We start from the raw sequence: 14,596 nt of genomic DNA, 5'->3' as shown, positions 1-14,596 counted from the left end.
TCACCTCGAAAGCACTGAATAATAGTCTTGAGTTAATTCTGCTGTATGTTTTATATCGTAGCCATTTTCTAAAAATACTTGAGCTGGTATTTTTCTCGAAAAATTACTAATTTCTATATTTTTCATTTTTTCTATCCAAGCCTTTTTATCTGTTAGAGGAACATGTTCAACTAGGTTCATTCCCAAGTCCACTTCTTTCGTAATTGCATCTGATATAATACAAGGTAAACCAACTCCTTGCGCCTCTATGAGAGTAAGTGGTAATCCCTCATGTATGGATGGAAAAACAAATGCATCAAATGCTTGAAGTATCCTCTCTATATCGGCTCGTACCCCAAGAAATCTTATATGATTCTCCAAATTCAATTCCCTTACTTGATTTTCAATTTCCACACGAAGTGGCCCTTCGCCAGCTAATAAAAGCATTGAATTTGGCCTAAATCGAGTTAACTGCGCGAATAATTCTATAAGGTAGCTATGATTTTTTTGGTGAGCAAACCGTCCAACATGACCAATAACAATAGCATTTTGCTCGATTTGTAATTCTTCTCTTACTTGTCTTCGCATTTCTGAACAGAACAAAAATCTATCGCAATCAATTCCATTCTTTAATATTCTAGCTACATCGGCTTTATCCGCAAATAGCCATCTGGCAGCAGCATTTGAACATGCTAACAAATGCGTTGCACATGTAACTATAGATTGTCCTGCATACCATTTATAAATTTTTGCAGCAGTACCACCTTCACTACTAGTATTATGACTATGCGCAATCCTAACTGGCACCTTCGCTTTTTTAGCTGAACGCAGTACAAAACCGCTCATTTTATCCATATGTGAATGAACGATTTTATATTGTGGATGAGAGTTAAAGAAAGTATCTAGTGCTTTTATATATCCTCTATGACCAACATCTGTAACGTATGGAATTCGATGAACTTTTCCGCCTAACTTTACTACCTCTTCATCAAATACCCCCTCTTTACAAGTTAAAAAATCAAATTGTACTTTTGAGCGGTCTATATTACGATACAAATTCATAATTAAAGTTTCGGCTCCGCCCCTATTCATATTTACGACTACATGTAATACCCTTAATGGAGTGCCCAATTTAAATCCTCCATTTCATCCATATATGTTGTATAAATTTCTTTTTTCTCTTTCAATACTTTATTAACTGAATATTCATTTGTAATACTAGTACGTCCAAACTGTCCAAACTTTACTTGTAACTTAGTATTTTTAGAAATAGAATCTATACTTTCAGACATCGCCTGTATATCATCGCGATCTATAATCCAACCATTTTTATTATTAATAATTAACTCCCTATGCCCCCGGTTATCAGTAGCTACAACCGGAAGTCCACAAGCCATAGCTTCCATAATATTAACGGGTAAACCTTCTCGGTAACTCGATGCAACTGCAAGGTCACACATTTGAAGTAAAGAGGCTATATCATTTCTATAACCAAGAAAGTGCACCTTATTACTCACCCCAAGTTGAGTAGCTAGTTTTTTGCATTCTTCCATTAGCGGCCCTTCACCAGCAAATAAAAGCTTCGCCTGCGGAATTTCATTTTTTAATTGTGCTAATACACGAATTAAAAAACTTTGATTTTTATTCTTATTAAATTCAGCAGCATAAAACATTAAAAAATCTTGTGGATTATAGTCAAATTTTAGCTTTAATGCTTTTTTTTCCGTTTCAGTTACTGGGGTAAATCTTTCTATATCTACCCCTACACCATGAACGAGTTTAATATCTTTCGCTTGAAAACGATGTTTAACTGCTAAATTGTAATCTTCCTGGTTAATTGTTATAAGACAATCTGTATTGATTGCTAAACTTCTTTCAATTGGATAATATAGAAGCCAATTTATGAATGATGCTCCTTTACAAAAGTGAAATCCATGCGCCGTATAAATGACCTTTGTCCCTTCCCTCCGTGCTTTCCGAGCAGCTAGACGAGCAATTGCCCCTCCCATAGGTGTATGACAATGAATGATCTTATATTTATTTTGATGAATAATTGATTTTAGTTCTTTATATGCGTGAAGGTTTTGTATACTAAGAGGTGATCTTTGAAGAGGAATATTATATTTTTGAGTTACGTACGGAAGATGTATATTCCCATTCGCTGCAACATGTACTTCCCAGCCTTGGTCTGCAAACCATTTCAAATACGGTAAATGAAAAGCCTTAAAATGATAATCTACAGTTGCACAAAACAGAACTTTTTTAGACACCATCCCACGCACCCGTCTTATAATATTTTTTTGTTATTAACCTGATACTGGTATTAATAGTTTTAAAGTTTTACGCTGATTCACTAAATGTAACAATCGCTTTCTTAACTCTAATTCATTTAATTCTGTATATTCAGAAATTATTTTCTCTATTTCTTCTATACGAACATTCATTTCTTGACCTACATAAATTCGCGGGTGAACTTGTTTCTCATTCATTTCATCTTCTTTTAGTAATTCTTCAAACAGTTTTTCTCCTGGGCGTATACCAGTAAATTCTATCCCTATTTCATCCACAGAGTTTCCTGATAATCGAATGAGATTTTTAGCAAGATCAACTATTTTTACTGGTTCTCCCATGTCCAGTACAAAAATTTCTCCACCTTTAGCTAATGCACCAGCTTGTACTACAAGTCTAGATGCCTCCGGAATAGTCATAAAATAACGAACCATATCTGGATGCGTAACTGTAACTGGTCCACCCTTTTGAATTTGCTTCTTAAATAACGGGATAACACTCCCTCTACTTCCTAACACGTTTCCAAATCGTACAGTAACAAACTTAGTATGACTTATTTTATCTTTATGCTGTATGACCATCTCAGCTATTTTCTTTGTCGCACCCATAACACTCGTCGGATTCACTGCTTTATCCGACGAAATCATAACAAACGTTCCTACCCCATTTGTTCTAGCTGCTTCTGCTATATTCATAGTCCCAATTACATTATTTTTAACAGCCTCTTCAGGATTGTTTTCCATTAACGGTACATGTTTATGTGCAGCTGCATGATATACAACATCCGGACGATGTTTATTCATTATTAAAAACATCTTCTTTTTATCTTGAATATCTGCGATTTCTGGAATAAATATACCTTTCTTATCATTGTATTTTTCATTTAATTCCATTTCTATTGAATAAATACTGTTTTCTCCATGTCCTAATAAAACCAATTTTTTCGGCTTAAATTTCGCAACTTGTCTACAAATTTCAGAGCCAATTGATCCTCCTGCACCAGTAACTAAAATGACTTTATCCGTTATATAATCTGAAATGATATCCACATCTAACTCTACAGGGTCTCGTCCTAATAAATCTTCTACTTGAACATCTCTGAATTCATTTACTGAAACTTTACCTGTTACTAAGTCTTCTAGCATTGGAAGAATTTGAGTTTTCACATTTGTTTTTAGACAATCTTTCAAAATAACATTTCTATCTCTCTTATTTAACGAAGGAATCGCTAAAATTATCATTTCAATATTCAGTTTTTTAATAGCGTAATCAATTTGATTCATACCACCAATTACCGGAATCCCCCATATATCAAGATTATGTTTTTTGATATTATCATCAATAAACGCAACCGGCATTAATTCTGTGGCATTATTCTTCAACAACTGTCTTGCAACCATTGTCCCAGCTGATCCAGCACCAACAATTAACGTTCGTTTCTTATTACCCTTTTTCACATAATAAATATCTCTGTACATTCTCCAAATAAAGCGAGAACCACCAATTAATAAAATATGAATCATCCAAGTTACAACTAGCAATCGAAAATACATTTTTTGCATGATCAATTGTTGCACAACTGCGGTAGTAAGTATAGAAAATGTAACGACCTTGCATATAATTAACAACTCTCCTACACTCGCATATTCCAAAGCTTTTTTATACAGTTTATAAATAAAAGCAAATAGATGGTGACTAACTAATAAAGTAATAGAGCTAACAACTGATGATAAGGTGATAACACTGAAACTAGCATTTACAAAAAAATAACTAAAAAAAATAGCACTTAATACAATCAGTGAATCCATTAAAAGCAATAACGATATCCTCCGACGATACGTCATGTAACTTCCTCCTTTAATCAATCCCTTACTTAACTCTTTCAAATTTAAAGTTTCTAACCATATTCTCTTTATGAAAAGCACATAGTTAGAAACTTTAATAAAACATGGGCATCTAACCCTCCCTCACATTACACTTTTGATGACTGGCATCTAAGGTTGTTTTCACAACCCACAGCATAATCGAGTGCCTCCATTGATAGCGGTTAGGAGACATCACCACATCACAGTTCTATCATCATTCTTTATAACGAACATTTATATGCACAACAGTTAAATCAAATACTCTAAATTACGTTTATACTTTCCCATTCAAAATTGCACCCAATATTCTACTCTTCGTAAAACTTAGTGCTCTTTTCGTTTCAAGTGCATCTTCGTTCACAGTACGATTATATCGGATCACCAATAATACGCCTTCACACTTATCGGCTAATACACTCGTGTCCGTCACTTCTAATACAGGTGAAGAATCAAATAATACGATATCATACCGTCCCATTGCCTTTTGAATTAACATATCCATCGCATCGGAACTAAGTATTTCAGATGGATTGAATGGTACTGGACCACTAGTTAATACATCCAGACTTTCCATCTCTGTTTTTTTCACAACACCTTCTAGATTTGTTGTTCCGTTCAATATATCAGTTAATCCAATTGTATTTTCTACTCCAAACATTTCATGAATCATTGGTGTTCGTAAATTCGCATCTATCACCAATACTTTCTCACCTTTTTGCGCTATTGAGACTGCTAAATTTACTGTAATCGTTGATTTCCCTTCACCGTACCTCGGTGAAGTAACAACTATCGTTCTGCTTTTGTGATTAGATGAAGATAATTGAATGTTCGTTCGAAGCGAACGATACTGCTCCGAAATTTTCGATCTTGGGGCGGTATACGAAATTATACTTTCTCCTTTAACTTCATTTGTTTTTCGTCTATTTTTGTATGCCACTCCGTTCCCTCCCTCAATAACACTGTATTTTTCCCACTAAATTTATCTCTCGTATTCTTCTTATTCATTTTAGAAATCCCACCCAAAACAGGGATATCTAACAATTGTTCAATTCGTCGTTCTGATTTGATTCTCTCATCAAGTGAATCCAATAAAAAAATAAAACCGATACTGAGCACCATACCTAATGTGAATGCAATTAGTATCGTCTTAAAGTGATTTATATTTATTGGCATCGAATATTTTTGAACTGGATCCTCTGGCAATATACTCACATTATTAAAATTCAGTATATTCGCTACTTCTTTCTTATAAACAGCCGCTGTAGTATTCGCGATTTTGTGCGCAAGCACAGGATCTATATCCACTACATTTATCCTCATAATCTGGGAGCCTTGTACACTTTCTGTACTTATTTGTCCACTTAATGCACCTGCAGATCTGTTAATATTCAATTCAGCAGCTACTTTTTCTAATATTACAGGCTCATTTACCATCGCTTTCAATGTATTCATCGTTTCGGCATTAGCTTGAATAATAACCCTTGCTGAGGAGGCATACAAAGGCGTTTTCATATACATACTATACATAGCTCCTCCTACCGTCGTGAGAGTCGTAAACAATAGCAGTATCCACAACCTTTTCCATATTACATTAAACAGATTTTTCAAATTTATTTCCTTATTCATTACTTCTCCTCCTCATTTAATACCAATGAGATTCCAGTTTAATATTCCATAAAAAACCAAAAACAAAGTTGTTACTTTCTATTTTTCAAATATACAAACGTTTCTAATTAATGCCATTTTAGTTCTTTATATAGAACGAGTCAATATAAATTATTTTTGTTTAATCACTTCTTAATTACACCTCAAAAATTACGACAACATTCTTCATAATCCACTGTAGATAAATGACGAAAACACCCTGATACCGTAGTATCAGGGCTTTTTTTCTTTGTATCGAAACCGATTTCAGCAAGGTATTTTTCCCCATCGAAATAGATCGTATATATTAAATAAATCACTTTTTCAAATGATATTCATTTCTCATAATTATTAGCACATTTATATTGCTCCAATAAAAATGCTCGATAAATACAAAAACCTCAACATGTTATATTTCCGAATTTGAAAAGTACATGAACAATGTTTTAGAATATTTTTTTGTGGCTGTTTTTCATTTGGCAACCACATGACGTTATAACAAAAGAGAAATAAAAAACCCTTGATACCAGTTGTATCAAGGGTTTAAGTCTCTTAGTATAGAGACATATATTGATCGCGTTCCCATTGGTGAACTTGCGTGCGGAAGATATCCCACTCAATCTCTTTCGCTTCGATGAAATGCTCAAGTAAATGAGCTCCTAGTGCATCACATACTACTTCGTTCGCTTGTAATGTAACTAATGCTTGCGCTAATGTTGCTGGTAAGTCAACGATACCTGCTTCTTCGCGCTCTTCTTTTGTCATTACGTAGATGTTACGGTCTACTGCAGCTGGTGGAGTTAATTTGTTTTTAATTCCGTCAAGACCTGCCGCTAATAATGTAGCCATTACTAAATATGGGTTTGCAGCCGGGTCAACACTACGTACTTCTACGCGTGTACTAATACCACGAGATGCAGGAATACGTACTAATGGGCTACGGTTTTGTGCAGACCATGCTACGTAACAAGGAGCTTCGTATCCAGGTACTAAACGCTTGTAAGAGTTTACAGTTGGGTTTGCTACCGCTGTAAATGCTGGTGCGTGTTTTAAAATACCTGCGATGAAGTGACGAGCATCATCACTTAATTGTAAATCACCGTTTTGATCGAAGAATACGTTCTCACCATTTTTGAATAGTGATAAGTTACAGTGCATACCTGAACCGTTCACACCGTATAATGGTTTTGGCATAAATGTTGCGTGTAAACCGTGTTTACGAGCAATTGTTTTTACAACAAGTTTGAATGTTTGAATGTCATCACATGAGCGAATTGCATTTGCATATTTAAAGTCAATTTCGTGTTGACCTGGAGCAACTTCATGGTGAGACGCTTCAATTTCAAAGCCCATTTCTTCAAGCTCAAGAACGATATCACGACGACAGTTTTCCCCTAGATCCATCGGCGCAAGGTCGAAGTATCCACCGTTATCGTTTAATTCTAATGTTGGATTTCCTTTTTCATCAACTTTAAATAGGAAGAATTCTGGCTCTGGTCCAAGATTGAAATCTGAGAATCCTAAAGCTTCCATTTCTTTTAATACACGTTTTAAATTGTTACGTGGATCTCCTTCAAATGGAGCACCATCTGCAGTGTAAATATCACAGATTAAACGAGCTACTTTACCTTTTTCAGCTGTCCAAGGGAAAATTACCCAAGTATCTAAGTCTGGATATAAATACATATCAGATTCTTCAATACGCACGAAACCTTCAATAGAAGATCCATCAAACATCATTTTGTTATCAAGAGCTTTTGTTAATTGGCTCACTGGAATTTCTACGTTTTTAATTACTCCTAAAAGGTCCGTAAATTGTAAACGGATATACTTTACATTCTCTTCTTTCGCCAAACGGAAAATATCTTCTTTTGTGTACCTAGCCATTATAAATTCCTCCTTAGTCCCTCTAAACACCTTCAGAATCAGTTATCTTTAGTGAAAAAATCTTGAAATGTCACCTTGTCGCAATGAAGTTCGATTAAATCTACCTGTATGCTGTAGTTCATCTCGAAGTATTTTGCGAAGCTCGGTTTTTGAAATTTCTTTCGTTTCTTCTTTTACTTTCACTGCTTCTGTTTGATTTTCTTTCATTAGTAACACTTGTTTAATACCAGCCATATTCAAGCCTTGATCTAATAAATCTTTAATCTCTAACAACTTATCTACATCGTTAAATGAAAATAATCTACGATTCCCCTTTGTACGGGTTGGAGAAACAAGATTATGCTCTTCATAGTAGCGAATTTGACGTGCAGACAATTGTGTTAAATCCATAACAATACCAATAGGAAACAGCGGGGCAGAACGTCTATCTTCTTTCATCGTTTCAGTTCCTCCTTCGCCTTAACTGCTTCTCATTTTATATCATGTTATGTTTAGTGTCAATAGATGTTAGCTTTTCTTACATGATTTTTTATAAATTTTTTCATTCTTTTTTCTAATGGCACAAATCAATACTTTCATACGAAAAAAAAGCCGTCAAAATCGACAGCTTCCCTTTAAGAAATTGTTAACAAATTCTTTTCCATTAATTCATCAATTGCAGAACAAATCGCAATTTTAACATGCGAATATGTTAATCCACCTTGCACATATGCAACATAAGGTGGTCGAATCGGGCCATCCGCAGACAATTCAATACTCGCACCTTGAATAAACGTTCCTGCAGCCATAATCACATCATCTTCATAACCCGGCATATAGTTTGCATACGGAGTGAAGTGAGAATTAATCGGAGATGCATATTGAATTGCTTGGCAGAACGCAATCATACGATCTTTGTCATCAAATTGAACAGACTGAATTAAATCTGTTCTTGACGCATTCCATGCTGGCGATGTATTCATCCCTAACTTTTCTAAAAATGCAGCTGTAAAAATCGCACCTTTCAGCGCTTGCCCCGCAACATGCGGCGCTAAGAAGAAACCTTGATACATTTCTTGCAAACTGTATAAAGATGCCCCCGCTTCCGCACCAATCCCTGGAGATGTTAAGCGATACGCACAAGCTTCAACATACTGTTCTTTCCCTACAATGTAACCGCCAGTTTTAACGATTCCACCGCCCGGATTCTTAATAAGAGAACCCGCCATTAAGTCCGCACCAACATGACATGGCTCTTTTTCTTCAATAAACTCACCATAACAGTTGTCAACAAATACAACAACATCAGGTTTAATTTCTTTAACGAACGCAATCATCTCTTTAATTTGCGAAACAGTAAACGACGGACGAGTAGCATATCCTTTTGAACGCTGAATACCGATCATCTTTGTATTACTATGAATCGCAGCTGCAACAGCTCCAAAATCAACAAACCCCTCCTCAGTTAGCGGAACTGCATTATAGCCAATATTATATTCTTTAAATGAACCTACACCTTTTCCGCGCACACCAACAATTTCTTCTAACGTATCATACGGTTTCCCCGTAATGTACAACAATTCATCACCAGGACGTAAAATACCAAACAAAGCCGTAGAAATAGCATGCGTACCCGAAATAATTTGAGGACGCACAAGACCAGCTTCAGCTCCAAATACATCAGCATACACTTTTTCTAACGTATCACGACCAATATCATCATACCCATAACCTGTCGTTGGAATAAAATGCGAATCGCTAATTTTATGTTTACGAAAACTTTCTAATACACGAAATTGATTACTTTCGATTACCTCATCCGCACGCTTATGTACTTCAGTAATTTGACTTTCTACTTCTTTTACGATTAGAGCAATTTTTTCTCCATTTTTCAAACGATCAAACATTTTTATTTTCTCCTTCTTCCACTAAAAATCTCTTTAATTGCCCATTAAATGACGAATGAGCAAATATATATCCTGTACAATCATATACAAATTTATCTTCTAGAAACTCCATCTTTGTTAACAGTGTTTCCGTTTTTAATAACGTTAACAACTTACCTTCACTCGGAGGAATTTCCGCTTGATAACGCCCCATTTCTTCTTTCATTTTCTTTTCTATCGCTTCTTTTATGTGTAATAAATCACTTTCCTCAAAAGCACTAGTCATTAAAAAGTCATTTTTCGGAAATGGGATAAAGTTTTGATGTAATTCATCTTTTTTATTATATAACGTAATAATAGGAATATGATTAATTTCAAGGTCCGACAATAATTGTTTTACTGTCTGCTCATGACCTATATAATTAGGATCTGCCGAATCAACTACATGTAAAATAACATCCGCTTCACCGGCTTCTTCTAATGTCGACCGAAAAGCAGCGATCAATGACGTAGGTAAATCTTGTATAAAACCAACCGTATCAGTCAAAAGTACGGTATAACCCGAAGGTAACGGCATCTTTCTTGTTGTCGGATCTAACGTCGCAAATAATAAGTTTTCTTCAAACGTATCAGCTTCCGTTAATCTATTAAACAATGTAGATTTCCCTGCATTTGTATACCCAATTAACGAAACTTGAAATACTTTATTATCTTTCCTTCTCTCACGATATCTTTTCCGATGTTCCACAACAACCGCAAGTTGTTTCTTTATTTCATCAATACGAGATCGAATGTGACGACGATCTGTCTCGAGCTTCGTCTCCCCAGGCCCTCTCGTACCAATACCACCCCCAAGGCGCGATAACGACAGACCTTGTCCCATAAGACGTGGCATTGTATATTGTAATTGAGCCAACTCTACTTGAAGTTTACCCTCTCTCGACTTCGCTCGTTGCGCAAAAATATCTAGTATGAGCTGCGTTCGATCAATTACTCTCGCCTCTAGTACTGAGGAGACATTTCGAATTTGACTCGGTGTTAACTCGTTATTAAATATTATTACATCTGGTTCTAATTCTTGCGTTAGCATCGTAAGTTCTTCTAACTTACCTTTTCCTATATAAGTCGCCGGATGAAATTTCGGGCGTTTTTGCGTTGTTGACACTAACACTTCTGCTCGAGCAGTTTTCGCTAGCGATGCAAGTTCTTTCATGGAATGCATAAATTTTTCATCATCATCTTGTGGCAATTGACACCCTACCAATATGACTTTTTCTTTTTCTTCCATCAAATATGTTCACTCATCCTTTTCGAAATTTAAACCTTCTAATATAATAGCAGAGGAAGCACATTTCATCTAGTTAGCGGGGGAGAAAATTCATGGCATGGGAGATTTTTAGCATCATAGGCACAATTGCTTTCGCACTAAGCGGAGCCATTGTTGCAATGGAAGAAGATTATGATATTTTCGGGGTGTATATTTTAGGAATGGCAACCGCATTTGGGGGAGGTGCCCTTCGTAATTTACTAATCGGTTATCCGATTGTCGCGTTTTGGCAACAAGACATGTTATTCCAAATCGCACTATTATCAATGACTATTATTTTTCTTTTTCCAAATAAATTAATTAGACATTGGAAGAAGTGGGAAAACATCACGGATGCTATTGGCTTGTCAGCGTTCGCCGTACAAGGAGCATTATATGCCCAAAAATTAAATTTACCAATTAGCGCTACAATCGTAGCAGCTGTTTTAACTGGTATTGGCGGTGGTATCATCCGCGATCTGTTAGCCCGCAGAAAACCACTCGTCCTTCGAGCTGAGGTATATGCATTCTGGACGATTCTAGCAGGTTTCTTAATCGGCGCTCAAATTATCGTTAGCGATTGGGCTCTATACACCTTATTCATTTTAATTGTTTGCTTCCGAATGATTTCTATTCATTACAAATGGCATTTACCGCATAGACGTATCGATACAAACGAACGCTCCATGCATAAATAGCAATCTAACCTCTTTACATAGCGTAAAGAGGTTTTTCTTTTCTAACGATTTTTTCTTCACATAATGTTTATACTAATCCTCAAAGTGAGGTGAATACAAATGACAAACCATGTTAATAAAGGCGCTCAAAAAAGTTCAGTAGACCAAATTGGACACGATCCTAATTCCGCTCACGAAAAAAGCGCAAAAATGGAACGTTTCCATAAATCTTATCGCGGGAAAACAAAAAAATAACAAACGAAATTGTATACAAAAATAGACGCACAGTTTATGTACTGTGCGTCTCCTCTTCCAACATTAAATCAATACTTGATATTCCAATTAAATCATGCTTATCATACGTATCTTCTTGTAACAAGCGCATCGCTTGTGTACGAATCGATTTTTCAACAATATTCCGTACATATCGTCCATTACTAAACGATGTAATTTGCGACGAATACTTTACAGCGTGCAAATGATCCCTAAATTTCCACTCAGCTTCTTTCGATAATTGGTATTCACGTTCTTCATACATCCTTTTCCCAATTTCTAATAACTGATTGACCGAGTAATCCGTAAACTCAATTATAAACGGAAAACGAGATTGTAATCCTGGATTTAATGACAGAAAATGATTCATCTCTCTTGAATACCCTGCCAAAATCAATACAAAACCATGTTGTTTATCTTCCATATGCTTTACAAGTGTATCAATTGCTTCCTTTCCAAAATCCTTCTCTCCCCCTCGTGCCAAAGAATACGCCTCATCTATAAACAAAATCCCCCCCATCGCTTTCTTTATTAAATCTCTTGTTTTTTGAGCTGTATGTCCGATGTACTCACCAACTAAATCCGCACGCTCCGCTTCAACTAAATGCCCTTTGGATAGAATATTCATTTCAAACAACAACTTTCCTATCATTCTAGCTACAGTTGTCTTTCCTGTGCCCGGATTTCCTTTAAACAACATATGAAGCACTTGCTTCTCTGACTTCAATCCCATCTCTTGTCTTTTTTTATTCACATAAATCCAAGCATATATTTCTTTGATTATCTTTTTTATATCATCCATCCCAACAAGTTTCCCCATCTCTTCTTCAATTCTCTGTAACATTTCATGTTTAGTAGTAGTTTCATTTGAAATTACCGTTTTCTTTTCCGATGCCGGTAAAGAAATTTTTTTCCGATGATTTAACACAATATTAATTTGATTATTATTTTTTTTACGCATCGATTGTTCCATTCAATCACCTCATTTTATCCCGTATTAACAGGCAGTAAGACTTCCACCTCAAAACCCAGCAAATACGAGGAAATTCAGTAGAAGATATCTGTCCGTAAATACCCGATTGGTAAAGGCTAATAATCAGTGACGGATGGACAAAATCCCCACTGATTAAAGCTTCACTTTATCCACTCACCAAATATTATTATTCCTGTCCCCTTTGCAAATGCCTATTTTCAGAAAAGTTTGCTATAATAAAAGAAATAATTAAGGTGGTGGGACTATGGAGACAACGGAATTCCATGATACAATACAAGCCTTTTCCATTTTTTTATTGAATAAAGGCCGAAAACCTTCAACGATTAAGCGTTATGTTTATGACATTGAAGATTTCGGACATTGGTTAGAAAAAAACAAAAAGCTCCCTTCCAGTAATATATGGGCTACACTTTGTACAAAAGACTATGAAGATTACTTTTCCGACTTAAAAAAGAATCGACATTACTCAGAGAAAACAATGCATCGTGTATTTATTGTATTAAATAGAATGCATCACTTCCTAAATATTCCTAATCCATTGAAGAATATGGAAATAACAATTCAACCAAACCGTGCATTGCGCGATGAAGATTTCATTTCATCCGATGAAGAAAAAAGATTAAAGCATATAGCAACGTCATTAGAAGGACTTTCAGAAAAACAACGTCCTGTTCGTCCGTTATTAATGGATCGTAATATTTCTATTTTAAGCCTATTAATCGACTACGGACTATCCTTACAGGAACTCACAGCACTAACTATGCAACACGTTCATTTTGAAACTAATACACTTGCTATTCCAGCAACTGCAGGAGTAGCAAGAACAATCACTTTAGCAACCGAAGACAAAAAACAGCTTTACAAATATTACAAAAGCATTCCAGAACCTGTTCGTCCTAAATACCATAGTAATGATCCTTTTTTCGTCGCATTTGATTTTAACCGAGGGACATACAGATGGGTATATGAAAACGACTCACCAAAAGCATTAACGGAAATCGCTATCCAAAAAATGATTCGACTTGAAGTAGCAAGAGCGAATTTACGCAAAGGCATTTCCGGACAACATTTCCGGAATACATTTATTTTACGTCTAATAAAAAAACAAACTCCAGAGCCAGAAATCGTAAAATTAGTTGGCTTCAAATCAAAAATTTCGCTAAAACGATTTTATCAATACTCTGAAAATAAAAAAAACGCCCTATTATAAGGCGTTTTTTTTATTTTTTTCGGAACACTCAATTTTACTATGACCATTTAACAACTCCCTGCATCTACTATGATGAGTTGCGTTCACATTCTCATTAGAAAGGAGAGATTTAATGTCTCGTTGTAACGACAATCAAAATAAATACTCCAAACCATGCTTTCCAAGTAGCGCCGGACGAATCCCGAACATCCCATCCATCCCAATTTCTAAAGCACAACTTAGAACATTTCGCGCAATTATTACTGATTTAACAAAAATAATTCCAAAACTTTTTGCAAATCCATCCCCAAAAAATATTGAAGATCTAATCGATACTCTGAACCTACTAAGCAAATTCATTTGTTCACTAGACGCTACTTCCTCCCTGAAAGCACAAGGGTTAGCTATTATTAAAAATTTAATAACTATATTAAAAAATCCAACTTTCGTAGCAAGTGCTGTATTTATTGAGCTTCAAAATTTGATTAACTATTTACTATACATTACAAAGCTATTTCGAATTGATCCTTGCACACTTCAAGAGCTTCTTAAATTAATTGCAGAGTTACAAACTACTCTAGTTAATTCAGCTTCGTTCGGCAGAGGACCTACTGGTGCTACTGGACCT

Annotated in this window: 14 protein-coding genes; 4 read left to right on the top strand and 10 right to left on the bottom strand. The window is 35.5% G+C overall.

All coding sequences use genetic code 11. The features are described 5' to 3' along the window. The 9 genes from DN410_RS14200 to hflX form a co-directional block, all read right to left on the bottom strand. A complete protein-coding gene (locus DN410_RS14200) occupies positions 1 to 1,110 on the bottom strand; it encodes a glycosyltransferase family 1 protein (protein WP_149176980.1) in 1,110 nt (369 codons plus the stop codon). After that, on the bottom strand, positions 1,095 to 2,252 hold the full coding sequence (locus DN410_RS14195) for a glycosyltransferase family 4 protein (protein WP_149176979.1): 1,158 nt from the start codon (positions 2,250 to 2,252) through the stop codon (positions 1,095 to 1,097). Before DN410_RS14195 ends, DN410_RS14200 begins: the two co-directional genes overlap by 16 nt. Before the next feature lie 33 nt (positions 2,253 to 2,285). Further along, positions 2,286 to 4,112: a polysaccharide biosynthesis protein gene (locus DN410_RS14190; protein WP_149176978.1), complete on the bottom strand. Its 1,827-nt coding sequence runs from the start codon at positions 4,110 to 4,112 to the stop codon at positions 2,286 to 2,288. Positions 4,113 to 4,407: 295 nt separating this feature from the next. Beyond that, positions 4,408 to 5,070 carry a CpsD/CapB family tyrosine-protein kinase gene (locus DN410_RS14185; RefSeq protein ID WP_149176977.1) on the bottom strand — a complete coding sequence of 221 codons (663 nt, stop codon included), beginning with the start codon at positions 5,068 to 5,070 and terminating at the stop codon, positions 4,408 to 4,410. Continuing rightward, the gene (locus tag DN410_RS14180) at positions 5,019 to 5,759 is read right to left on the bottom strand and encodes a YveK family protein (protein ID WP_149176976.1); all 741 of its coding nucleotides are present in this window, start codon (positions 5,757 to 5,759) and stop codon (positions 5,019 to 5,021) included. Before DN410_RS14180 ends, DN410_RS14185 begins: the two co-directional genes overlap by 52 nt. Positions 5,760 to 6,329: 570 nt before the next feature. Further along, a complete protein-coding gene (gene glnA, locus DN410_RS14175; RefSeq protein WP_149176975.1) occupies positions 6,330 to 7,664 on the bottom strand; it encodes a type I glutamate--ammonia ligase in 1,335 nt (444 codons plus the stop codon). Between the two features lie 48 nt (positions 7,665 to 7,712). Then, positions 7,713 to 8,102, bottom strand: a complete 390-nt coding sequence (glnR, locus tag DN410_RS14170; RefSeq protein WP_000656783.1) for a transcriptional repressor GlnR — start codon at positions 8,100 to 8,102, stop codon at positions 7,713 to 7,715. 176 nt (positions 8,103 to 8,278) lie between these two features. Next, positions 8,279 to 9,550: a methionine gamma-lyase family protein gene (locus DN410_RS14165; RefSeq protein ID WP_149176974.1), complete on the bottom strand. Its 1,272-nt coding sequence runs from the start codon at positions 9,548 to 9,550 to the stop codon at positions 8,279 to 8,281. Next, entirely contained in the window at positions 9,543 to 10,817 is a 1,275-nt protein-coding gene (gene hflX, locus DN410_RS14160) for a GTPase HflX (protein WP_149176973.1), read from the bottom strand. Before hflX ends, DN410_RS14165 begins: the two co-directional genes overlap by 8 nt. 92 nt (positions 10,818 to 10,909) lie before the next feature. Between hflX and DN410_RS14155 the strand changes: the two genes are divergently transcribed. Together DN410_RS14155 and DN410_RS28500 are read left to right on the top strand one after the other, a co-directional pair. Continuing rightward, on the top strand, positions 10,910 to 11,533 hold the full coding sequence (locus DN410_RS14155) for a trimeric intracellular cation channel family protein (protein ID WP_088230019.1): 624 nt from the start codon (positions 10,910 to 10,912) through the stop codon (positions 11,531 to 11,533). Positions 11,534 to 11,632: 99 nt separating this feature from the next. Continuing rightward, entirely contained in the window at positions 11,633 to 11,767 is a 135-nt protein-coding gene (locus DN410_RS28500) for a hypothetical protein (RefSeq protein ID WP_000181490.1), read from the top strand. A 34-nt stretch (positions 11,768 to 11,801) separates the two neighbouring features. On the opposite strand, the gene spoVK is transcribed toward DN410_RS28500, so the two are convergent. Continuing rightward, on the bottom strand, positions 11,802 to 12,758 hold the full coding sequence (gene spoVK / locus DN410_RS14150) for a stage V sporulation protein K (RefSeq protein WP_149176972.1): 957 nt from the start codon (positions 12,756 to 12,758) through the stop codon (positions 11,802 to 11,804). 265 nt (positions 12,759 to 13,023) lie between these two features. Here spoVK and DN410_RS14145 point away from each other — a divergent pair, with 265 nt between their 5' ends. Both DN410_RS14145 and DN410_RS14140 read left to right on the top strand, forming a co-directional pair. Further along, on the top strand, positions 13,024 to 13,989 hold the full coding sequence (locus tag DN410_RS14145) for a tyrosine-type recombinase/integrase (protein ID WP_149176971.1): 966 nt from the start codon (positions 13,024 to 13,026) through the stop codon (positions 13,987 to 13,989). Between the two features lie 112 nt (positions 13,990 to 14,101). Beyond that, positions 14,102 to 14,596 (top strand): collagen-like repeat preface domain-containing protein (locus tag DN410_RS14140; RefSeq protein WP_149176970.1); only part of this gene is annotated, 495 nt, incomplete at its 3' end.

Source organism: Bacillus sp. SH5-2 (assembly GCF_008368905.1).
Taxonomy (GTDB): domain Bacteria; phylum Bacillota; class Bacilli; order Bacillales; family Bacillaceae_G; genus Bacillus_A; species Bacillus_A luti.
This window is presented reverse-complemented; position numbering and strand designations above follow the sequence as displayed.

Bases quoted from the DNA above. Each gene is read 5' to 3' on its own strand.
- glnR (WP_000656783.1), bottom strand. From the start codon at position 8,102: ATGAAAGAAGATAGACGTTCTGCCCCGCTGTTTCCTATTGGTATTGTT.
- glnA (WP_149176975.1), bottom strand. From the start codon at position 7,664: ATGGCTAGGTACACAAAAGAAGATATTTTCCGTTTGGCGAAAGAAGAG.
- spoVK (WP_149176972.1), bottom strand. From the start codon at position 12,758: ATGGAACAATCGATGCGTAAAAAAAATAATAATCAAATTAATATTGTG.
- hflX (WP_149176973.1), bottom strand. From the start codon at position 10,817: ATGGAAGAAAAAGAAAAAGTCATATTGGTAGGGTGTCAATTGCCACAA.
- DN410_RS14180 (WP_149176976.1), bottom strand. From the start codon at position 5,759: ATGAATAAGGAAATAAATTTGAAAAATCTGTTTAATGTAATATGGAAA.
- DN410_RS14145 (WP_149176971.1), top strand. From the start codon at position 13,024: ATGGAGACAACGGAATTCCATGATACAATACAAGCCTTTTCCATTTTT.
- DN410_RS14165 (WP_149176974.1), bottom strand. From the start codon at position 9,550: ATGTTTGATCGTTTGAAAAATGGAGAAAAAATTGCTCTAATCGTAAAA.
- DN410_RS14195 (WP_149176979.1), bottom strand. From the start codon at position 2,252: ATGGTGTCTAAAAAAGTTCTGTTTTGTGCAACTGTAGATTATCATTTT.
- DN410_RS28500 (WP_000181490.1), top strand. From the start codon at position 11,633: ATGACAAACCATGTTAATAAAGGCGCTCAAAAAAGTTCAGTAGACCAA.
- DN410_RS14155 (WP_088230019.1), top strand. From the start codon at position 10,910: ATGGCATGGGAGATTTTTAGCATCATAGGCACAATTGCTTTCGCACTA.
- DN410_RS14190 (WP_149176978.1), bottom strand. From the start codon at position 4,112: ATGACGTATCGTCGGAGGATATCGTTATTGCTTTTAATGGATTCACTG.